This is a genomic window from Paraburkholderia sp. GAS334 (assembly GCF_050436625.1).
GTDB lineage: Bacteria > Pseudomonadota > Gammaproteobacteria > Burkholderiales > Burkholderiaceae > Paraburkholderia.
The window spans coordinates 126,014-147,202 of the sequence record NZ_JBNDMO010000018.1 but is presented as its reverse complement, the minus strand read 5'-3'; the positions used below and the strand labels follow the sequence as shown (position 1 = coordinate 147,202).

Below are 21,189 nucleotides of genomic sequence, written 5' to 3'. Positions count from 1 at the left end.
ACACTTATCCACAACCAGTCCTGCTTTAGACCGGTCTCCACCCCGGCTCAAAACTCGATCGGCGCGGTGGCTCAAAATTCACTCGGCGCGGACAGTACTGGACTCGCTCCAGCGACTCCGGTGCGCCTTGGCACTCGTTGCTGATGCCGAAGGCTGCGGGTAATCCGGCGAGCTTCCCTGATTCCCATTAGCACTCTCTTAAGGGCGTAGTGGATTGGCGCTGGCTCCCCTGGCGCGGCGTGATTGTAGGGGCACGGCTTCGCTCGCGGCATCTTCTAGTGTCCATGGCGGGCTCACCAAATTACTGTGTAAACGTACAGTATCGGAGGTTGCACGTAAAGACCTAGACTTACGATTCCGACACAAACGCGGAGCGCGCCATGGTCACCAAGACCGTCCGCCGGACATTTTCCGGTCTGACTTCGGCGTTTTCGCCAGGTCCGAAGGGCAAGCAAGGGGTCGCATATACCGTGAAATCAGCCCAGCAACGTGCCGACGAAGCCTGGAGACGTACGACGCACGGAGTCCATAGTTCCCAACTCAGTAAAGTTCCGAAAGCCTGATTTTCGGAAACCAGAAGCAAGACCGAGCCTGCCGTCCGAATTAGCTGTGATCGAAGCCGGAGACGAACTATGACTGCGCCGAAAAAACTTTACGGTGTGACACTGAAGCCCCACGCCAAGGCTCCGCGCAAGCTGATCGAAGTCCCCGACCCCGAGGCGCGCCTCGACCTTTTGGAAGCCGTTCGCCGAGCCGTAACAGAGAATCGGGAAGCTGGTGAGCGACGACCCCGAGAATAATTCGATCCAGTATGGTGTCCGTGGCACAGGCGACTTGAGTTACGAAACATAGTCGCTCGGGTTGGAAAACATCGAATTGGGTTGCCGACGGGTACGGCGTAAGAAATCGCTCCACGCCTGAAAGCAGAGGTCGGATGGCGACCAAAGGTAACGCCGGGCGATATGGCGCGGTCGGGCAGGGACTTCGCGAACTGGCCGCAAGATTGAAAGTAGGTTAGTCCGTCTCTAAAACCAATGCCTCTTTCCGAGCCTGGACGCGTCCCTCGATCGCTATCGGTCAACAGCTGAGTTGGGTCGGCCAGCGACAGTCGCGGGCGGCCGCGTCCTCGCAGGAAGCGTGTCAGCAGTTTTTTACTTACCCGACGCAGATTTCACTTTGTGTGACATCCGGCATGAGCAGCCGGTCGCACTCCGCAGAGCCGCTTCTAATTTTACTTCCATACTGCTGCTACTTTCCCTTCAATGCACGGCCATCGACCGGCTCGTCCATCACTCGACGATCTTCGAGCTCAACGTCGAAAGCTATCGCCGTCGAAAGGCCAGCGACAAGCAGAGCGCGCGCCGACGACAATTACCCGACGACGATTACGATGGAGGCGCGACAACTATGAATTAGCCAGCGACAACTACACCCGTTGACCGGCCAAAATAGTTGTCGCTGACCGGCCGTGCTGCTTGACGTTGTCTAAGAGATGTTGCTTTATCTGGAATTACCTCTATTTTTGTAGAGGAGTTCTGCACGCCTGACTCGACGCTTTGTGGCAGATTTGCGGCACAACTTTGGCCGCTGTCCGACCATGGCGGCTCAATGCACGCGTGGCGCGACCTGTTTGCACTACACGATGGTGTACGCAGCCCTCAAGCGCAAGACGGTACGACGGACGTGATGCCGCCAACGCCGTCATCGGCAAAACCGTTGCTACCCCACTGATTCAATGCCCATAGCCGTTACCACCGGCGGAGCAGTCCAGTCAAAGAATTTTTTGCGAAACGGACGCGCCTTTCGTGCCGTGTCTGCGGCCATCTCCGAGCGCCGCCTCCACTTCGCTAAAAATCCTCTGCACGAGAGAACTACAGATGAGGGCAGACAGCGATTGTTATGACAATTCGTCGTGTTTTGAATGCCGTTTGTGCCTCTCTACGATGGCTCGAAGGGGTTGCGGCTTACCTGAGATCAGAACTTCAGGAGGTCATTCGATGGAAATCAAGTCAATCGTTGCTTACCAAGGACCTAATATTCATGCACATTTCCCGGTCATTCGGTACACCGTCGATCTGGGGAAGCTTGAGGAATGGCCAACCATGCGGCTTGGCCACGACTTCATCGATCGTCTGCTTGGCTATCTCCCCGGCCTTCAACAGCATGGCTGTTCCTACAATACCGCAGGCGGGTTCGTGCGACGCATGTGGGAAGGCGAGGGAACCTGGCTGGGTCACGTGATGGAACACGTAGCCATCGAACTGCAGAAGGTCGCGGGTTCGGACGTGAGCTTTGGCAAGACGCGTGCAGCCGGGCCGCGGGGACACTACGACGTAGTCTATGAGTACCATGATGAAGATGTCGGTCGGCACGCCGGAAACCTGTCTCTTGCCTTGATCGAGCATCTTCTTCCTGACGAACTGAAGCCGGAGCAGAATCCTGAGCAAGATTTCGACTTTGAGCATGAACTGGATGATTTCATCCGTTATGCGCGGAGTCGCGACGTGGGGCCAAGCACTGCTGCGTTGGTGAGCGCCGCAGGGAAGCGCGCAATCCCTTGTACGCGCCTGAACGGCGAGAGCCTGATACTGCTCGGCTACGGGTGTTTCCAGAAACGGATCAAGGCGACGCTCACCAGCGAGACGCGTCAGATCGCCGTAGACCAGGCATCGGACAAGGAGGAGACCAATCGGACCCTGCATGACGCGGGCCTTCCGGTGCCGCGGCAACGAAAGGTCCATAACGCCGGCGACGCTGTCGATAGCGCCGAACGCATCGGCTACCCGGTCGTGGTCAAGCCCTTGGACAGCAATCACGGGCAAGGCATATCAATCAAGCTTACAAGGCCAGAGCAGGTGGAACTCGCCTTTGAGAGGGCGCAAGAGTACAGCAGGGGGGTGCTCGTCGAAAGCTATATCCCAGGGTCCGATCACCGCATGCTAGTGGTCAATGGCGAATTGCTGGCGGTTGCCAGGCGCATCCCCGCTCATGTGTTGGGCGATGGGGTTCACACCGTAGAGGAGTTGGTGGAAGAGGTGAATAAGGATCCACGCCGGGGTGTGGGGCATGAAAACGTGCTCACCCGCGTAGAGCTCGACGGCGCGGCAAAACACCTCCTGGATGACGAGGGTTTTAGTCCCGGGACGGTACCCAAGCCGGGCGAGACCGTCTATTTGTGTGCCACCGCCAACCTCTCCACCGGTGGCACCGCCATCGACGTCACCGATAACGTGCACCCGGACAACCGGGCAATGGCCGTCCGGGCGATCAGGGCCATTGGCCTGGACGTCGGTGGTGTTGATTTCATCACCACTGATATCTCCGCGTCGTATCGTGAGACTGGCGGCGCCATTTGCGAGGTGAATGCCTGCCCGGGTCTACGGATGCATCTGGCGCCGAGCGACGGCACGCCCAGGGACGTGGCCGGGCCCATCATCGACATGCTGTTTCCACCCGGTGCTCCAACGACCGTCCCCATTGCAAGCATTACCGGCACCAACGGCAAGACCACCACGTCGCGCATGCTGGCCCATATCATGAAACTGGCGGGCTACACGGTTGGTCTGGGTACAACCGATGGCGTCTACATCGACGGACGGCTGACTGTGGAAGGCGACATGACCGGGGCGACATCCGCGCGCATAATTCTCGCGGATTCCGCTGTCGACGCCGCCGTACTGGAGACGGCCCGGGGCGGCCTGCTGCGGTGTGGTTTGGGCTATCCGGAGTGCAACGTGGCGGGCTGCCTCAACGTGACCGCCGATCACCTGGGTCTGCGTGGGGTCGAGACCGTGGAGCAGATGGCCGAGGTCAAACGCATCGTCATCGAAGTGGCGAAGGACATGGCTGTCGTCAACGCTGACGACCCCTTATGTCTGAAGATGGCGGATCATAGCCACGCAAACCGCCTGGGCTACGTGACCATGAACCCTGCCCACCCCTTGGTAAATGAGCATATACGGGCGGGTGGGGTGGCGGTCATTCTGGAGGAAGAGATAAACGGCCACATGATCACCCTGTGGGACGGTGGTCACTGTTTTCCGTTGCTGTGGACGCACCTGATTCCGGCCACGGTGCAAGGGCTCGCTTTGCACAATGTGCAGAACGCGATGTTCGCCGCGGCGCTCGCTCGCGGTCTCGGGATCGATCTCGAGGGCATCCGCCTGGGCCTGCGCACGTTCGAAAACACTTTCCAGCAGACCCCCGGCCGCATGAACATCTATGATCAGCATCCGTTCAGGGTGATTCTGGACTATGCGCACAATCCGGCGGCCGTGAAGACCATGTGCGCTCTTGTCGACCGGCTGGGCGCCGCGCGCGCGAAGATCATTTCGCTGACGGTCCCGGGCGACCGCCGTGACGAGGACGTGCTGGAGATCGCGCGTATTGCGGCCGGACACTTCGAACATTACATTTGCCACCGGGACTGCGACTCGCGTGGGCGGGCTCACCTCGAAGTGCCGGAAATGCTGTGCTACGCGCTGCGCGAGAACGGGGTCGGCGCAGAGCAGATCGAGGTCATCGCCGATGAGCAGGCAGCGAATCAGTCGGCGCTCGAGATGGCCGGCCCTGGCGATCTGCTCCTCCTGTTGAGCGAAGACTACACGCATGCCTGGGAGCAGATTGTGCACTTCAGGCCCAATGGGCAAGCAGGGCATGCGGCCGAGAGAAGACCAGGGCCCGTCAAGATCCGTCTGGACGATCTGGGCGGGTTCGAATGGGACAGTAGCATGGAGATCATCCGTGACGAGCGCGGCGTGCGGCTAGCGCGAGAGATCGAGGATTGAATGAGTTTTCGCCGTGGTAACGGCGACGTCCCAGGCGGTCGCAAGCCGACCTGGTAGCAGGACCCCAAGGCGGGTGAAGCATCCGAGCACACCCTTCATGAGCGTCAAGACTTAGGAGAGCCAAAATGGACGAGAGACAGAGATTTCTTCTCTACAACGATAACGAAGCCGCGCTCGATGCGTCCTCGAAACGGAGGATAGCCGTCGAAGTCGCGCTGGACCTGATACGTCACGAAGCGATGAGCGGGTCGTCGCGCAATTCTCTGGATTCCAATATGAGGCACCTCTCGGACTATGCCGATTTTATTCAGGAAGCCTTGAGAGGCAGTGAGCAGGAGGCCTTGGGAGGCAATGAGCAGGAGGCCTTGAGGGGCAGGGACCGGGACGCATCGAGGGATCGGGACCGGGAAGCCTCGAGGGGCAGGGAGCATTAGCGGTCTTGCTGCGCCTGCTTGGGCGGGGCAGGCGCGGAGCGCACGCTCAATGGAGCCCTGTTGCGGTCTCGGGCGCCGCATCCCGCCTGACTTGACGAGACATGGGTCCCGCCCGTGCCTCGTCAATCAGAACGATACGGGGGATTTGTGGTCACGCCGATCAAACCTCTCTTTGCGAGGCATATCGTCTCTGTCGATAGCAACGAGGAAGATGCGCTGTTCGTCGTCGATCCGGAGCTTGGGGCGCTCGGCAAAATTGACGTTCGAACGGGATTCTTTTACGGGATTGTCAATTTCAGGAGCTTCAACGCGTTCAAAGGATCGGCTGCACTCTGTATGCGGCCGGAGGGTATCGTCAATTATTCGCGTTCCAATCGGATCTACGCGGTCGGGATAGAGAATGGAACGGTCCGTGACGCGATGGACATCATTACGATCGATCAGGCAGAGGATCTAGTCGGGCTGTGCTGGAAAAACGATCGGTATTATGCGGTCGACCGGCGTGGCGCCCTGTTCATTCTGGATGAGGATGGCTTAATACGGGCGGCTGAGGTAGGTCATGGTGTCAACGATATTGCCTTGCATGGAGATCGCCTGTTTATACTGAACGGCGCCAGCCAGGCCATTTATGTCTACAGCCTTGATGGGATTCATCTGGCGTCGCTGACCATCCCGTATGAAGGGGCATCGGGAATCGCTTCCATTAAAACGTCAGATAAAGAAGAACCCGGCATCTATATATATTACAACCAGGATAGCTGGGACGTTTTCGACGATGCGAGTTCTGAATCGGGGAAACGTGGCAGTCCGAATATAAAACTCAATAAGCATGTCTCCGATGGTTTTATAGAGAGATTTGACTACAAAATAATAGAACTTGGTGAGATCGGGAGTTTCGGTCTTTCCGGAGGATATGAAGTGAAATTGACTTATGCCGAAATGCTCAAGCCCCCCCGTGAAGTTCTGAACAGAATCAGTGGTGTCGAGATGTGCGTCAGGCTGTCGATTCCAGTCGAGACGCGAAGACAGAAGTTGAAGTCAGTCAGGATTATTGGCGACGTTCCGGGCGTTTTAAAAAAAGACGAAAATGGCAACGAGATCGTGGAATTCGATCTGACCGGCGTCGAGCTTGATAAGGAGCGCCGTTCCTTTGGCTATAGTGCTGTAATCGAGGTGTACGGCATACGATACAAGCTGAATGTCGCGGATGCGCCCTATCCCGACGATATCAAGACGCGCTTTCTTAAAGAAGAGTCCAGGTATGATATGGACCGGCTGGAATTAAGAGACATTGCAGCCGAGCTGATTTCGGCGCTGCCCGAAAACGAGCGCGGTAATGTGGTCAAAATTGCGAAAGCCGTGCGCGAATATGTTTATAGCAGGTTGGCGTACCGATACAACAACCAGTACACAAGTCCCGTCGAGACGTTGAGCGGCGGCGAAGGGACCTGCGGAAAGTACATGGAGCTGTTAATAGGATTAATGCGGCTTTGCGGGGTCGCCTGCCGGCCGGTCGGAGATTTCAAGGTGCCCGAGTATAAGCTGAGATATGCGCGAGTCAACTCGGTCTGTACGCCGGATTACGATCATGCGTGGGTGGAGTTCTATGTGCCCGGGCTAGGGTGGGTACCGATGGAAAGCTCATCGGACAATGCGCCGGAACGACATGAAAGGTTTTTTGGCGCGCTGTCGTGGATCTATATAGAAAACAGCAGAACAGAAAAGATGTGCGAAATATGCAAGCCCGGTTGCTGGGAAAAGGTCGATAACGATCTGATGTATTCGGACTTGTTTGTACCTGACATCCAGATCGAGGTCCTTCGGGAGGCGTCGCTGGATGAAGCGTTTCCTGACTGACGTCCGCCGGTCCGCGCCGTATGAGCACTCGGCGGTTGAGGGAAGCCCGACGCCTGATCGCGAGAGATCGCCAAGGCGGCGGCTCACGTGATGACTTGAGAATACCCAGGCTTACGGGGCGAATCCGAATTAGCGCTTGATGGTCGCCCTATGTGCCGCCAAATCATACAGGTCGCCCTCAACAAGGATGTCCAGGTGCAGGCCGATCACGCTGACCGGCGCATGGCGACGATCTGGATGGATCGCGGAGTGCTGGAGTTGGGACGGGTTCACAATGGTGATGCCGCCGCTGCCCACCACCTGCAGCCCGTGGTCCGGACCAATAAACGCAGCCGTGTCTTCATCCAGGCCGATACCAATGGCTAGCGGGTTGTAAGTCAGGGCCATCAGTAGACGCCCGAGCCGGTCCTGGTGACGATAGTGCTGATCGATGATCAACTGCCCGATCAGGCCCAGGCCCGGCGCCAATTCGACAATGTCCGCGCGGGGCGTCGTGCCGCTCTGTCCGGCCGTAATCATCTGCTCCGGCAGGAACGCGGCTCCCGTCGAGGTGCCGGCCACGTGGATACCCTGTTCATTCCGGTTGCGGATCTTCTGGGCCACCGAAGTGCTGCCTAGGGTCTCGGAAAGATGGACTGTCTCGCTCCCCATAAGGAATATCCCGTCGACGCTATCGAGCACTTCCAGGTCCCGCTCCGACTCGCAGTCGGCTCGGGTCCCAAATCGCAGGAGGCTGACCCGATCAACCCGCAGATCGCGGAACGCTCGTTCGTAACGATAGCCAGCGTCGGGCATCTCGGAGACCGTGGCGACGATGGCGATATGCGCACGGGAGCCGCCGCAAAGCTGCACGAAGCGGCGCAGGATGGCGGCCTTCCGTATGCGTCTTCCATCGCCGCCGATGGGGACGATAAAACCGCGTGTGCCGCCCGTGGACGCCTTTGCACGACTCAACTTTCACTCCGGGTAGAGTGCAAAATCGCGAAGTAGCCTAGGTCTCGTGCAGCCACCACGTGATCCGCTTGTTCCGCCGGCAGCACTGCTGCTGGCGGGCTCGCATCAGCTGGCGTCTATGGTTTCTGCTGTCCCGGTCGCTGGTGCCTCGTCCGATTATATCGGCAAGCGGATCGCGGCAGACGCGCGCTGCCCGGTTCGTGAATGAAGCGGGTTCTGCTTTCTAACCGGTCAGGTCAAGGCAGCGGCGGTCAATTCGCAGGCGGCGTTGCTTTTCGCGGACAAGATACCGCCTGAGAGGGTGTGTGTTGCGAGATCGTACGTATTGCCTTCGACGAGGATATGCAGACGTACTCCTGTCAGTCCTACCGGGTCGTCGTGGCGAACCGGCTTTGCAGCCGAATTGCGCAGATTCGACCCGTCAATGATGGTGACGCTGCCGGTGCCGACCACCTCCAGCGTGTCGTCTGGACCGATGAACGCGGCCGTATCCTCATCCAGCCCGATGCCCGCCCCGAATGGGATAGAGGCCACCGCCGCGAGCAGGCGCCCGAGTCGATCGCGCTGGCTGAAGTGCTGGTCGATCACAAAGCGGCTGATGAAACCCAGGCCCGGCGCCAGATCGACCATCCCGGCGCGAGGCGTGGCACCGCTCTTGCCGCCGGCGATCATCGCGGCGGACATGGCGGAGGCTCCCGCGGAGGTGCCCGCTACGTGCATACCGTGTGCGTTGCGGCGGCGCAGCTTGTCCGCGGCCGACGTGTCGATCAGCATCTCGGCGAGGCGTATCTGGTCGCCCCCGGTCATGAAGACACCGTCAGCGCGATCGAGCACCTTCAGATATTTGTCGGACTCGCAGTCGGCGCGGGACTTGAATGGCAGGATACTGACCCGGTCAGCCCCGAGATCGCGGAACACAGTCTCGTAGAGATCCCCCGTATCATCCAGTGAAGAGGCCGTCGGGATGACTGCAATGTGCGCGCGTGACCCACCACAAAGCTTGACGAAACGACGCAGGATAACCGGGTTCTGGACCCGATTTTCCTTGCCGCCAATGGGGATAATGAAGCCTCGCGCGGCACCGTTCAGCGATTTTCCGGGGTGCATCATTCACTCCTTCCAGATTTGTACCTTCCCTTCTATGACCATCGTAACAGCAAAAACCGCGCCAATGTTTCCTCGACAAGGGCTCGCGCGCGCTGTGCCGGCCGCGATGAGAAGAAACTCGCCGGGAACGTCAGACCGACGAGGTGCGGGAAGGGTGTATGCACACATTGCGTGCATATTTGAACCGATATGGTGCGACATTGACGTGCAACTCAACGCCGATCCGCCGAGGATCGTGATCCTTGAGACCAAGTTCCGGACGTCGAGGATCGTGCCACTGCGCCCGAGACGACAGCGGAGAAGCTGCAGACCTACGCATTGCCTCCGTCACAGGCTGGGGTATGCAGGACTGTCGGATCTGGCTGGCCAATCACGTCGCGCTGCGCACCGAACTGATTGGCGCGCTCGACGCGCCTCCTTGGCCTGACTGCTGTTCGCCCCCCTGGAGAGGCGAGTTGCGCAAGCCACGCGCCTGTTCATAATTAATACGCTATGGTAAATAAAAAATCTTTAATTATCGTGAATATACATCCGGTCCTATGCTTGGCTCATGCAGTTAGCAGTCAGGAGTCGAATCATGGGACCGGCCACTATCGCGTCGCGCACTCCCGCGGAGATGCAGGTGCGGTGGCATCTCGGAGTTGGAAGCGAATCGGCTCTCGGCGCACATCTCGTGACACCTCGCGGCGCTTACAGTCACCACGGCATCTATGTTGGCAAAGGCAAGGTAGTGCACTACGCCGGTCTTGCCCGGTCTTTGCATCGCGGACCTGTTGAGGAAGTGACGATTGCATGCTTCGCCGCGGGGCGCAAAGTGTGGATCCAGCCGGGCGATCGGTCGGGTTACGCCGACCGGCAAGTTGTAGAGCGGGCGCGCTCGCGCCTCGGCGAGAATTGATACCGACTGCTGACCAATAACTGCGAGCACTTCTCTGCGTGGTGCCTGTATGGCGAAAGCTGCAGCGAGCAAGTGCGCGCGTGCCTGACCTATCCGCGTGCGGCAATGGGCGCAGCGGTGAGCCTGTTCAAAATGTCGATCAATTACTTCGTTGGATGGGAGAGCGTGCAAAAGTTGGGGAGGTGCATTTCGTCAGGGATCCATGGCTTATGACATGACTGCAGTGTCTGTTCTGTCCGTTCGCCGGCGCCCGCCTGCCGACGTTGGCCCGATGCATTTCCCGTAACGCGAGTCGGCAATTTTGAGCGCCAGAATGCGATGGGACGAGAATTCCCCGTTCAGAACCGCGACTCTGACCTGTGCCATGCAGTGCGCCCCTTCGTCAGTCCAGCGCATCTGTCGCTTCTTGGCCATACGGTGGCTGACGACCTGGTTCACCGCGGACTCGGCAATGCTGCTGCTGATCGGGAGACCTTTGCGATGCCGGGCGCTGTAGTTGACCAACGTGTGCGCGTTGTTCCTGAGATAACTGGAGACGGTGTTCAGATTCCACCACAGCGTTTTGAATTCGTATCCCTCTCTCGCCAGCAGCCGACTGTCCAGTGCCTTGATCCGCTCCACCGCCTTGCTGCCCTTGCCATGCCAGACCAACCACTTCGCGTGGGTGATTTCGGTCTCCACCGACTCCTGGTCCATCGAGTCGATCATCTTGCTGCCGAACACGGAACGCTGCGCCGCCTGGAACTTCATCGCGATGTGGAACCAGTCGAGGATCCGGCCGCGAGCCAGCTGACTGCCCTCGACGGTCTTTGCAAATTCACCAGCATCGTCGCTGATCACGGTCACGCGTTCATCGCTCGCCACACCGTTCCGGCTGAGGAACTGATCGAGTCGCGCTGCAGCCGAGGTGACTTCCCTGTGCACATACGCATACAGTTTTGGAGGACCATCGGTGAACGTCGCCCGCCCGGCGACGATATTCACGTGGCGGCCAGGGCCTCTCCCTGAGTCGCAATTTCGCAGCCACGCCGAGTCGACGCTCACGGCCGCGACATGGCTGGATTCGCGAACCTGCACGTCTGCAACGGCTTGAGGTAGCTTCGCGATGTCACGCTCGATGTCAGCGTCGAGCTGTTTTCCAAGAGTGTGAATCCGATCCCGCGTGCCGCTGAACGAAATGCCCTTGTTGAGCGGGAGCACTTCCTTAAGCATGGCCGCGGCCTGCCGGTATGGCAAATGAGCGGCCCACTTCGCCTGGAGGTATTCCAGCTCCGGAGTGACGCGCCAGCTTAGGTCTTTGGACAAGGGATGCACCACACGCCGCGGCGTCCGCGCATTCCGCTGGCAAGCACACGACCACAGCCGCGGACTCTTCACCATCACTTTGCCGTACACGGTGCGCAGCACCGTCGAGCGACTATCCTTATGACTCAAGGCCGCACCGCAGCGCCGACAATGGGTCTGGCCTGAGAGCCACGACTGCACCTGTTTCGAAATGAGCTCGGCCTGCACCTTGGCCAGCAGCGACCGCCCTTCCGCGAGAGTCAGGCCCAGTTCGGCAAGACAGCAGGCAGGGCGCTCAATCACAGCCAGAACTCCGTCACCTTCCTCGACCGTTTCATTGTCTCCGTCGGCCAACCTTGCTTCGATGATCAACCGCATGGCTTGCTCCCACCGTTGCGAGACCGATCAGCCTACTCCAGACGAAACCGATGCCGCTACCGGAAGCACAAGCGGCCCTCCTTGGGAGCCTCCCCAACTTTTGCACGCTCTCTCGTGAAGCGGCTAAGTATCATGCGCGACTCACACAGTCCGGTCGGTAGCTCGGGCTCCAGCTCGCTCATTGGAGGCCCGAAGCCAGGGTAAAGCGTCAGCTAGCCGCTCGCGCTCCTTGCAGCGAAGTCCTTCCAGGGCGCACCATCTCTACTGCTACGATGCGTCGCGATCAGGGGGATCAGTACGCATGGGATCGTCGCGGAAGCGGGCGTAGATTTCTGAATCGACGAACCGCTCAATCGCGATTTCAGCGCCTTCGAAGAGTTCCTTTGCGGCCCAGTCGGCGAGCGCGAGCGCCGGGTAGCCCTTAACGCGGTGAGACGGGTACACGAAACCGTCGGGCCTTTCGGTCGCAGACTGCATCAGCATCGCCTCGCGCAGTCTCACGCCAAACAGTTGACACGCCTCGTGGTCACGCTCCGAGATCGTGTCTTGAAAGCCGAGCCGGCTGCTGTGGTCCGCGCCGAGATTCCACAGCAGGAGCGGTCGCACGAACCTGATCGACATGAGGACGCCCAACTCTTCGGCCTTGCGCGTGATATGGAAGCCGCTTCCCGGACCGAAATTATTCAGCACCATGCGACCTTCCCAGGCTGCCACAAGACTGTCGGTGGCGCAGTACACCCAGGTGAATGGGAGCTTTCCGTCACCACCTACCATTTCGGGCAGAGGCCCAAAACGTCCAGGCCTGAATGGCGATGCGGTCGCAACGTATTTCGGATTGTCGACGGCTCGCACAAAAGCGCGCTCTGGCTCGTAGCTGTACCGCTGTGCCCTCAGGGCTTGGTAAATCTGGGCTGCGGTCGGAACCTTCCCGACTAGCCGCAGCAACTGTGCAACTTTCGATTCTTCGTTTTTTGACATCGGATTGTCTGTTGCTCACTCCAGCTCAGCCACCTCCATCCTTGCCAACGCGTTGATCTTGTCGAGCCGTGCCTTCATCGGAAGCGAGAGCATTCGGGCCTGTTCCCGCGCCACTGTTCGGCGGTCCTCGAACGGCATTCCCGCGAGCACCTCAGCGGGCGACAATTCATTCAACGAGTCCTGCTCGGACATGAAAAAGGTGTTGACCTGCATTCTTGAATTGCTTTGAAGAATTTCGAGCAAGTGCGGCAGATGCGAGGGCACGTCGGCAACGAATTGCCATGCGGGGTACGCGCGGCCGTTCTTCTTGCCGGGCGGTACCACGCTGTAGAACTGCGCGTGGTCACCGCGGTAGAGCGTGCTCTTTGACATACCGGTGTGCTCGATCACCTCCTCAGGGCTCCATCTGGCAACTGGCAAACAAGTCTGGCGAGCGCCGCCGCCGTGGCCATTGTCCCGGATCAACCACTTGGCGAGCCGGGAGGCAATGGCCCTGCGGGCCGCGCCGTTCGTCAGGCCGGCGACTTCTCCGGATCCTGCTTTTGCTTCGATACGCGCAGACACACCTGCGAGCAGGTCTGCCGCGATCTGTTCGATCAAGGCGTTTGCGTCGCCCGCGTACTGTCCGTTTACAAGAGCACGGAGCTCAGCCTTCGCGCTAACGTTGCTTCGTTTGGTTGCCAGTTCCATTTCAACTCCTGCTCAGCAATCGAAGGGGGGCGCGCCAACGGGCGCGAGTATGCGGGATCGAGAGGCGACGCTACGACTAGCGACGGCGCGCGCGAGGTAGCCGAACGGGCCCCTCGCAAACCCCCCTCAGCCTGTTAGCCGCGTTCCGGCGAAGCATGCTGACCACGAATTCGAGCCCATGCGCGCGCGCGATCTGCCGACCACGCCTGCGTGAGAATACGAGACGGCCGGTGCGTCGCACAGCGCGCGCACCGGAGAGTGGCTGCAGAAGACAGACGGCCACCCTACTTGGGTCGAAGCTGACGACCTGTCCATTGCGCCGGACGACACGGTAGTCGTCGTAACGGCTGAACTCCGCCTTCAGGTCATCCGCCCGCACCGAGACCACGCGTTTGTTTTCCGGCAGCGTAAGGTCCAGTTGGGCCAGGCGTGCCTGCTTGATGGACAACCTTTCCTCACGCAGCGCCTGAGCTCTTTCAATTAGCTGATCTCGTTCAGGGCACGCGTGCAGCCGCATGACCGCTGAAAGCAAGCGGTCTGCGTCCGCGATTGCATCGTCCAGCGGTGCAATCGCGATCTGCCTCGCCTGCTCCACCTCAAGCTGCGAAAGCTGGATTTCGTCATCCCAGTTCAGCATGGATCTCCCCAAATGGGGTCTCTGTACATGTGGGCCAGTATAGCAGGTTTTCCCGTTTTTCCCAAAGATTCCCATTTTTCCCATAGCTCCATCTGCTCGGAACTCTGCCCGTCCGGCGTCGGGCCGCTGTGAGGACGCTTGCCGCCACTGATCGGCGCATTCACGCACTGCCGGACGGCGACGTGATCGCCCAGTGGCGCACTCCTGGTAAGTAGAGTTTTCAGATGTAGCGATTTCTCAGCAGCACGTTCCGGCGTCTGTTTTTTCGGGCAGAATCCATCAACTGGTTGCGGGTTTCGATCGAAATCATGGTGGCGATTCTTACGGATTACAAAGGATGTGCGGAATGGAGTGTTGGAAAGCGTGCAATGCGCAGACATGTTCTGTTATGCGAAGTTGTATCGATGACGCGGACGAGCGACATCGCGGCGCGCGGCGCCGGTGATGAAGCAAAGGTCCCGGGCGGGTGATCAGCTACGGCGGTAGTGCCGCAGATTGATCATCGTGTAGGCGAGCGTCTTTAACGCGTAGTGCACGTCACTGATGCGTTCGAAGCGCAGCAGCAGACGGCGGAACTTATCTTCCCAGGCAAAGACGCGTTCGATGGTCCTGAAGCGCTCCTCGAAGATTGCCGGATCAAAGCGCTGCTTGCGGCCCCGCTTCGGTGTTTTCCGCCCACGCGGGTTCTCGGGGATGTTCGGGATCATGCCGCGATTGAAGATCGCCTTGCGGTTGGCCCGGCAATCGTAGACGCCATCCAGACTGACGGTTGAACCTTGCAGGTCCGCGCCAATGGCGCGGACCATTCCGGTGAGTCTGGGCAGCGCGTCGCGCAACAGCGGCGATTTGTTGCGGTTGCCCGGGGCCGTGACAAACGGCGCGATGATGTTGCAGTCGCGATCGCAGAAGGCGACGACCTTGCAGCCCTTGAGATGCTTGTGTCCGCTATACCCGAGATTGTCGCCGCCTTTCTTCGCCGCAGTCGTCGTGCCGTCGCCGTGGATGACGGAAAGGTCGAGGAGCTGGTCCTGATGAAGTTGATGTACCGTGCCCGAAAAGATCCGGTCGATGCTGCCATCGGCCTGCCAGCGCCGCATCATCCGGTAGATACGCGTGTGGTGGATTTCGGGGCGGCCTTTGTCATTTCTTTCGATCGGCAGCATCATCCACTGACACCCCATATAGAGCGCCTGCAGGATGTAGTTGAAGATCTTGTGCAACGACAGCGTCGGTGGCGGTCCGCGTCGGCCACGACTCAGGTGTGGCAAGACAAATTCCTCAAACTGCGCTTCGCTCAATTTCGTCGGAAGCGCTTGCCAGCATGGGTTACCCGTTATCCGCTGAATCCAGAAATCTGGACTCTAACCGATCCGCCTTCGCCGATCGTAAATCCATTAGCGGCGCGGCTCACAGACAAATTCGATGGCCCAGAAAAACTAGCAACCAGTTGAACCACATCGATAAGGCCGTACCAGCGACGCTGGATGTGCATTTGATCGTCGATAACTACGCGACGCACAAGCATCCCAAGGTCAAGGCATGGCTAGCCAAACGCCCGCGTTACCACATACATTTCACGCCGACCTACTCCAGTTGGCTTAACCAGGTCGAGCGCTGGTTCGGTCTGATCACGCAGCAATCTATCCGTCGCGGGTCGTTCGAAAGCGTGCGCCAACTGGTCGTGCAAATCCAGCTTTATGTCGAGCACTACAACGTTCACAAATGCCCCTTTGTCTGGACCGCTACTGCCGATTCGATCCTCGCCAAAGTCCAGCGTCTATGTAAAGTTATTTGTGGGACACAACACTAGGAGATGGAACGCGAAGGCCTGGATGTCAGCTCGCACGGAGAGAGCGCCTACCACGCGTAACGGTTTCGACCGGGGGGGCAGACGGTCGAGATGTGAAACCCAACAAAGAACCATTGCGCATCTTCGTGGTGCAATTCTGTATTCAAGAAAATCAACAGGTTCCGGGCATGAACTAGTGTTGCATGCGAATAAGGTCGTGTGCATACTACACACGCGACTGGAAAGTCGGGGAAGTAATTTTCCCGAACGTTGCACACGCCACGAACGTACGGCGACGAACTTGAGCGGCGATGCCGTCCGCCTTGGACGGCATCTGGAAATTAATGTCACTGGTTTGATGCGCCTCGCAGAACGTAGGATTCGCGTCTCACCATCGGTAGGTTTCAGAACTCAGCGTCGAGTGCGGACATCGCTGCCTGTAGCGGCGGGCTTAGCGCCCCGCGCGCGGTCACCGCTCCGATCGGCGAATATGACTTGCGGTCGCAGGCTGGCGATCGGTCGTCATATGGTTATTCCATGCTGCTCCATTGGGCATGCCGGACAGAAATTGATCACTCCCGTAGTCAAAAATGCTGGCGGGCAAGGGCCTTGCCTTTACGCCGTCTTTAGACCGTCATGAGGTTCAGTGATGAAGCGCCACCCTTTGCCGAACACGTCTCAAGGGCTTCGTGACATCCGCTCGCTAAAGGTTGTCGCGGTTCATCCACTCGATCAGGACGGCGAGGAGTTGCTCGCGCAACTGCGCCGCATCGGTTGCCGCGTGTGCCGCTTCTGGCCCGCCCCGGCGGCTTTGCCGGAGGAGGCCGACATCATCTTCATGGCGGTGCGCCCAGAGACGCTCACAGGCCCACTGCCGTGGCTGGAGGCGAGGGACGTACCGCCGGTGATCCCGGTGGTGAGCTACGAGAATCCGATCTTCATCGAAATCGTCATGCAGTTGAACGCCTATTGCACGGTGCCGTCGCCCGTGCGCTCGTTCGGCGTGCTCACCGCGATCGCGGTGTCGCTGCACCAGCACAAAAGCCGCGTGGCGATGGAACGCTACGCTCAGAGAATCGCTGGGAAATTCGCGGACCAGCGGCAAATCCAGCGTGCCAAGTCGATCCTGATGGACACGCGCAAGCTGACGGAGCCGGAGGCGCACGAGTTGTTGCGCTCGCGCGCAATGGGCCAGCGCCAGTCGCTCGAAGCGATGGCGGACATCATCATCAAGGCCCATGAAAACCTGCATTTCTGAATTGCTGATTCAGCCGCACTTCTTCCGTCGTTGTGCAGGATCGATGCGTAGTGCACGGGAAATGTGCGCGTCCACCCCAGCTTGGGGAGCCTCGCATCGCGGCTAAAGGACGGATGCCGCACTGGGCATCGTTCCTGTCGGATGGCACGGCTCTTGCGAATCTGAGCATGCGAGCGCATGGTCCGTCACACGATAGTCCGCTCCTAACGAAACAACCGGCCGCGTTCATCGTCGGTTAATTTCGTACTCGTTTCGTCGTCCGAGACAAAGGCGTCTCGCATGACACCGGCCAAAAAGCCCGAAATCCAGGTTCGTCCTGGGTTCGGGCTTTTTTTTCTGCGCAGAGTCCGTAGACGGTGACGCGCGACGAGAGCCGCAACATACGAACGTCTTCATCCATTCACTTTCGGACCATCGGACACACTGAAATCGAGGCATCGCGGAAACATGAAAAATCTTCCTCTCTCTTCGCCGCGCGGTGACGCGTCGAACGCTGCCATGTCGGCTGCGGCTGGTTGGCGTGGCGCCCTCCTGCTCGACAGGTATTCGGTGCTGATTCTGGCCCTCGTACTGCTGATCGCCATACCCGCGCTCACAGGCGCGTTCCGTCTCGGTCTGTTCGCGAAATACCTGAGTTTCGCGTTCTGCGCGGTCGGCCTCGTATTGACGTGGGGCTACGGTGGCATCCTGAGCCTCGGTCAAGGAATCTTTTTCGGTCTGGGAAGCTACATGATGGCGATGTACATGAAGCTCGAGGCCAGTGCCAACGACCCGGCCGCAGCGGTGTTCGGCGGCAGCGGATCGCCGGTTCCTGATTTCATGACATGGAACAGCATCGACAGGCTGCCCTGGTGGTGGGTGCCGTTCGAGCACGGCTGGTTCGCGTTGCCGGCGATCCTCATCATCCCGGCGCTGGTTGCTTTCGTGCTCGGCTACGCGAACTTCAGAAAGCGTGTGGGCGGCGTGTATTTCTCGATCGTGACGCTCGCGCTCGCATCGATCATGTCGATCGTCATCATCGGGCAGCAGGGCTATACGGGCGGAGTTAACGGCATCACGAATCTGCCCACCTTCATGGGCTATAGCGTGCAGAGCAACACTGCCACCCTGATCATGTACTACATGACCGCCATGCTGCTGCTGGGCGCTGTGCTCGCCGGACGCTTCATCCTGAGAAGCCGCCTCGGCAAGGTATTGATCGCGATCCGCGACCGCGAGGACCGTATCCGTTTCTCGGGCTACGATCCGGCGCTCTTCAAGGGCTTCATCTTCGCGGTCGCCGCGCTCTTTTCGGCGGTGGGCGGCGCGATGTTCACGCTGCAGGTCGGTTTTGCCTCGCCGTCGGTATGCGGCATCGTGCCGTCGATCGAGATGGTGATCTATGCGGCGGTCGGTGGCAGGCTCTCGCTTGTCGGCGCGGTGTACGGCACCGTGATCATCGGCGCGGCGAAGAGTTTTCTCTCCGAAGATTTCGTGGGATTTTGGGTGTATTTCATCGGCGCGCTCTTCATTTTCGTGCCGATGTTCCTGCCGAAGGGACTCGCCGGCGTGATCGACTGGTTGCGTGATCGACAGCCGGTCCGGCAACGCAACGGTCATGGAGCCGCGCAATGACGTCGATGATCCTGGCGGTGGAAGGGCTCACGGTGTCGTTCGATGGTTTCAAGGCCGTGGACGACCTGAACTTCTACGTGGAAGAAAAGGAACTGCATGTTGTGATCGGGCCGAATGGCGCGGGCAAGACCACGCTGCTTGACATGATTTGCGGCAAGACGAAGCCCACGGCAGGCACCATCGAGTTCAAGGGGCTTTATCTGGAGAAAATGCTCGAGTACCAGATCACGCGCGCGGGCGTGGGGCGCAAGTTTCAGAACCCGATGGTGTACGAGGACCTGACGGTGGCCGAGAACCTCGAGATTTCATATCCGAAGAAGCGCGACGTGATCGGGTGCCTGTTCTTTAACCGCAGCGAAACGGTACGCAACGAGATCGACCGTGTCGCGCAGATGATCTTCCTCGACGACCAGCTCGATCGCAAGGCGGCGTTGTTGTCCCACGGGCAGAAGCAGTGGCTTGAGATCGGCATGCTGTTGATGCAGGACCCAGAACTGCTGCTGCTGGACGAGCCTGTCGCCGGCATGAGCGCGAAGGAGCGCGAGCTGACGGGCGAGCTGCTGCGCAAGATTGCGGAAGGGCGCTCGGTGGTGGTGATCGAGCACGACATGGAGTTCGTGAAATCGGTCGCGCACAAAGTCACGGTATTGCATCAAGGCAAGAAGCTCGCGGAGGGCAAGATGGACGTGGTGCAAAACGATCCGCGCGTGATTGAAGTTTACCTGGGACACTGACCATGCTTGCTATCGACAACCTGAACGTCTTCTACGGCGAGAGTCATGTCTTGCACGATCTCACTTTCAATCTCGCGGCGGGCGAGACCGTTGCGGTGATGGGCCGCAACGGCATGGGCAAGACGACCCTGTTGAAGGCTCTGATCGGCATGATTCAATCGCGCAGCGGACATATCAAACTGAATGATCGCGAGCTCGTGAATGCAAAGAGCTATGAGCGTGTGGCGGCGGGCTTCGGTTACGTGCCGCAGGGCCGCATGATCTTTCCTTATCTGAGCGTCGAAGAAAACATCCTGTCCGGCATGGACCGCTTCAAGCGGCCGGTGATTCCCGAGTACATCTTCGATTCGTTTCCGGTGCTCCACGAGATGCGCAACCGGCGCGGCGGCAATCTGTCCGGCGGCCAGCAGCAGCAACTCGCGATCGCGCGCGCGCTAGTCTCGGAACCCAAGGTGCTGATTCTCGATGAACCCACCGAAGGCATTCAGCCCTCGATCATCAAGGACATCGCGCGTGCGCTCAACCGCCTGAAGAAGGAGCGCGATTTCGCACTGATCGTATCCGAGCAGGTGCTCACGTTCACGCTCGACATCGCTGACCGGTTTCTCATCATCGAGAAGGGGCGCTTCGTGCACAGCGACAAGCGCGAGAACGTTGACGCCGATCGCATCATGCGTTACCTGACCATCTGAACAGCGGTAACTCCAGACGCCGGGACCGGCGTCATTGATCCACGAGGAGATGAGCATGCAACATGGTGATATTTCGAGCAGCCTCGACACCGTCGGGGTTGCTGTCGTGAACTACAAGATGCAGCGTTTGCATACGAAGGCGGAGGTGCTCGCGAACGCGCGCAACATCGCCGAGATGCTGAAGGGCATGAAGGCCGGCCTGCCCGGCATGGACCTCGTGATTTTCCCGGAATACAGCACGCACGGCATCATGTACGACCAGCAGGAGATGTACGACACGGCGGCCGCGATCCCGGGCGAAGAGACGGAGATTTTCGCCGAAGCCTGCCGCAGCGCGAAGGTGTGGGGCGTGTTTTCGCTCACCGGCGAGCGCCACGAGGAGCATCCGGACAAGGCGCCGTACAACACCCTGATCCTGATGAACGACAAGGGTGAGATCGTGCAGAAGTACCGCAAGATCATGCCGTGGGTACCTATCGAAGGCTGGTATCCGGGCAACTGCACGTATGTGTCGGAAGGGCCGAAGGGCATGAAGATGAGCCTCATCATTTGCGACGACGGCAACTACCCGGAGATCTGGCGCGACTGCGCGATGAAGGGCGCGGAACTGATCGTCCGCTGTCAGGGCTACATGTACCCGGCGAAGGAACAGCAGATCGTGATGGCGAAGTCGATGGCCTGGGCCAACAACGTCTATGTGGCGGTTGCGAACGCGGCGGGTTTCGACGGCGTGTATTCGTACTTCGGCCACTCGTCGATCGTCGGCTTCGACGGACGCACGCTCGGCGAGTGCGGCACCGAGGAGATGGGCATCCAGTACGCGGCGCTCTCGAAGGGCCTGATCCGCGATGCGCGCAAGAACATGCAGTCGGAAAACCATCTGTACAAGCTGTTGCATCGCGGCTACACGGGCAAGATCAATTCCCGCGAGGATGCGAACGGCGTGGCCGAATGCCCGTTCGACTTCTATTCGAAGTGGATCACCGACCCCGAGGCGACACGCAAGATGGTGGAAGACATCACGCGCAGCACGCCCGGCACCGAGGAATGCCCGATCCCCGGCATCCCGAACCCGTCGGACCTGACGCATCGGTAGCG

The 21,189-nt window shown here is 59.3% G+C and carries 16 protein-coding genes and 3 pseudogenes; 12 read left to right on the top strand and 7 right to left on the bottom strand.

The window, feature by feature from the left end; all coding sequences use genetic code 11:
* Positions 1–632: 632 nt before the first annotated feature.
* From P3T21_RS27270 to P3T21_RS27250, 5 genes and pseudogenes are all read left to right on the top strand, one after another.
* Positions 633–800 (top strand): hypothetical protein, encoded by a 168-nt coding sequence (locus P3T21_RS27270; RefSeq protein WP_429259061.1) that lies wholly within the window; start codon positions 633–635, stop codon positions 798–800.
* A 469-nt stretch (positions 801–1,269) separates the two neighbouring features.
* A pseudogene (locus tag P3T21_RS27265) lies at positions 1,270–1,416 on the top strand (IS21-like element helper ATPase IstB); the annotation flags it as partial.
* A gap of 581 nt (positions 1,417–1,997) precedes the next feature.
* The gene (gene cphA, locus P3T21_RS27260) at positions 1,998–4,787 is read left to right on the top strand and encodes a cyanophycin synthetase (RefSeq protein WP_429259060.1); all 2,790 of its coding nucleotides are present in this window, start codon (positions 1,998–2,000) and stop codon (positions 4,785–4,787) included.
* Between the two features lie 125 nt (positions 4,788–4,912).
* Positions 4,913–5,221, top strand: coding sequence for a hypothetical protein (locus P3T21_RS27255; RefSeq protein WP_429259059.1), 309 nt, complete (start codon positions 4,913–4,915; stop codon positions 5,219–5,221).
* A gap of 147 nt (positions 5,222–5,368) precedes the next feature.
* The gene (locus P3T21_RS27250) at positions 5,369–7,078 is read left to right on the top strand and encodes a transglutaminase domain-containing protein (protein ID WP_429259058.1); all 1,710 of its coding nucleotides are present in this window, start codon (positions 5,369–5,371) and stop codon (positions 7,076–7,078) included.
* A 129-nt stretch (positions 7,079–7,207) separates the two neighbouring features.
* Here the strand turns inward: P3T21_RS27250 and P3T21_RS27245 are convergent, their stop codons facing one another.
* Together P3T21_RS27245 and P3T21_RS27240 are read right to left on the bottom strand one after the other, a co-directional pair.
* Positions 7,208–8,032, bottom strand: coding sequence for a cyanophycinase (locus P3T21_RS27245; protein WP_429259057.1), 825 nt, complete (start codon positions 8,030–8,032; stop codon positions 7,208–7,210).
* Between the two features lie 231 nt (positions 8,033–8,263).
* Positions 8,264–9,139, bottom strand: coding sequence for a cyanophycinase (locus tag P3T21_RS27240; protein ID WP_429259056.1), 876 nt, complete (start codon positions 9,137–9,139; stop codon positions 8,264–8,266).
* A gap of 616 nt (positions 9,140–9,755) precedes the next feature.
* On the opposite strand from P3T21_RS27240, the pseudogene P3T21_RS27235 reads away from it, so the two are divergent.
* Positions 9,756–10,250: pseudogene (locus P3T21_RS27235) on the top strand (lecithin retinol acyltransferase family protein).
* Here the strand turns inward: P3T21_RS27235 and P3T21_RS27230 are convergent.
* The 5 genes from P3T21_RS27230 to P3T21_RS27210 form a co-directional block, all read right to left on the bottom strand.
* Positions 10,245–11,699 carry an ISKra4 family transposase gene (locus P3T21_RS27230; protein ID WP_429259055.1) on the bottom strand — a complete coding sequence of 485 codons (1,455 nt, stop codon included), beginning with the start codon at positions 11,697–11,699 and terminating at the stop codon, positions 10,245–10,247. The pseudogene P3T21_RS27235 and the gene P3T21_RS27230 overlap by 6 nt on opposite strands.
* Positions 11,700–11,966: 267 nt before the next feature.
* Entirely contained in the window at positions 11,967–12,677 is a 711-nt protein-coding gene (locus tag P3T21_RS27225; RefSeq protein ID WP_429259054.1) for a hypothetical protein, read from the bottom strand.
* Between the two features lie 15 nt (positions 12,678–12,692).
* Positions 12,693–13,367 (bottom strand): hypothetical protein, encoded by a 675-nt coding sequence (locus tag P3T21_RS27220; RefSeq protein ID WP_429259053.1) that lies wholly within the window; start codon positions 13,365–13,367, stop codon positions 12,693–12,695.
* Between the two features lie 76 nt (positions 13,368–13,443).
* A complete protein-coding gene (locus P3T21_RS27215) occupies positions 13,444–14,004 on the bottom strand; it encodes a hypothetical protein (RefSeq protein WP_429259052.1) in 561 nt (186 codons plus the stop codon).
* A gap of 470 nt (positions 14,005–14,474) precedes the next feature.
* Entirely contained in the window at positions 14,475–15,224 is a 750-nt protein-coding gene (locus P3T21_RS27210) for a transposase (protein ID WP_429259051.1), read from the bottom strand.
* 227 nt (positions 15,225–15,451) lie between these two features.
* Here P3T21_RS27210 and P3T21_RS27205 point away from each other — a divergent pair.
* The 6 genes and pseudogenes from P3T21_RS27205 to P3T21_RS27180 form a co-directional block, all read left to right on the top strand.
* Positions 15,452–15,814 (top strand): annotated as a pseudogene (locus P3T21_RS27205) (transposase); the annotation flags it as partial.
* Positions 15,815–16,442: 628 nt separating this feature from the next.
* The gene (locus P3T21_RS27200) at positions 16,443–17,051 is read left to right on the top strand and encodes an ANTAR domain-containing response regulator (RefSeq protein ID WP_429259050.1); all 609 of its coding nucleotides are present in this window, start codon (positions 16,443–16,445) and stop codon (positions 17,049–17,051) included.
* 447 nt (positions 17,052–17,498) lie between these two features.
* On the top strand, positions 17,499–18,665 hold the full coding sequence (gene urtC / locus P3T21_RS27195) for an urea ABC transporter permease subunit UrtC (RefSeq protein ID WP_429259049.1): 1,167 nt from the start codon (positions 17,499–17,501) through the stop codon (positions 18,663–18,665).
* Positions 18,662–19,399, top strand: a complete 738-nt coding sequence (gene urtD / locus P3T21_RS27190; protein WP_429259048.1) for an urea ABC transporter ATP-binding protein UrtD — start codon at positions 18,662–18,664, stop codon at positions 19,397–19,399. Before urtC ends, urtD begins: the two co-directional genes overlap by 4 nt.
* Before the next feature lie 2 nt (positions 19,400–19,401).
* A complete protein-coding gene (gene urtE, locus P3T21_RS27185; RefSeq protein WP_429259047.1) occupies positions 19,402–20,091 on the top strand; it encodes an urea ABC transporter ATP-binding subunit UrtE in 690 nt (229 codons plus the stop codon).
* Between the two features lie 55 nt (positions 20,092–20,146).
* The gene (locus P3T21_RS27180; RefSeq protein ID WP_429259046.1) at positions 20,147–21,187 is read left to right on the top strand and encodes an aliphatic amidase; all 1,041 of its coding nucleotides are present in this window, start codon (positions 20,147–20,149) and stop codon (positions 21,185–21,187) included.
* The last annotated feature ends 2 nt before the right edge of the window (positions 21,188–21,189 follow it).

What these genes read in the sequence shown, in the direction of transcription:
- P3T21_RS27230 (WP_429259055.1), bottom strand. Translation starts at nt 11,699, where the DNA reads ATGCGGTTGATCATCGAAGCAAGGTTGGCCGACGGAGACAATGAAACG.
- P3T21_RS27200 (WP_429259050.1), top strand. Translation starts at nt 16,443, where the DNA reads ATGAAGCGCCACCCTTTGCCGAACACGTCTCAAGGGCTTCGTGACATC.
- cphA (WP_429259060.1), top strand. Translation starts at nt 1,998, where the DNA reads ATGGAAATCAAGTCAATCGTTGCTTACCAAGGACCTAATATTCATGCA.
- P3T21_RS27225 (WP_429259054.1), bottom strand. Translation starts at nt 12,677, where the DNA reads ATGTCAAAAAACGAAGAATCGAAAGTTGCACAGTTGCTGCGGCTAGTC.
- P3T21_RS27255 (WP_429259059.1), top strand. Translation starts at nt 4,913, where the DNA reads ATGGACGAGAGACAGAGATTTCTTCTCTACAACGATAACGAAGCCGCG.
- P3T21_RS27215 (WP_429259052.1), bottom strand. Translation starts at nt 14,004, where the DNA reads ATGCTGAACTGGGATGACGAAATCCAGCTTTCGCAGCTTGAGGTGGAG.
- P3T21_RS27240 (WP_429259056.1), bottom strand. Translation starts at nt 9,139, where the DNA reads ATGCACCCCGGAAAATCGCTGAACGGTGCCGCGCGAGGCTTCATTATC.
- P3T21_RS27180 (WP_429259046.1), top strand. Translation starts at nt 20,147, where the DNA reads ATGCAACATGGTGATATTTCGAGCAGCCTCGACACCGTCGGGGTTGCT.
- P3T21_RS27220 (WP_429259053.1), bottom strand. Translation starts at nt 13,367, where the DNA reads ATGGAACTGGCAACCAAACGAAGCAACGTTAGCGCGAAGGCTGAGCTC.
- urtC (WP_429259049.1), top strand. Translation starts at nt 17,499, where the DNA reads ATGAAAAATCTTCCTCTCTCTTCGCCGCGCGGTGACGCGTCGAACGCT.
- P3T21_RS27270 (WP_429259061.1), top strand. Translation starts at nt 633, where the DNA reads ATGACTGCGCCGAAAAAACTTTACGGTGTGACACTGAAGCCCCACGCC.
- urtD (WP_429259048.1), top strand. Translation starts at nt 18,662, where the DNA reads ATGACGTCGATGATCCTGGCGGTGGAAGGGCTCACGGTGTCGTTCGAT.
- urtE (WP_429259047.1), top strand. Translation starts at nt 19,402, where the DNA reads ATGCTTGCTATCGACAACCTGAACGTCTTCTACGGCGAGAGTCATGTC.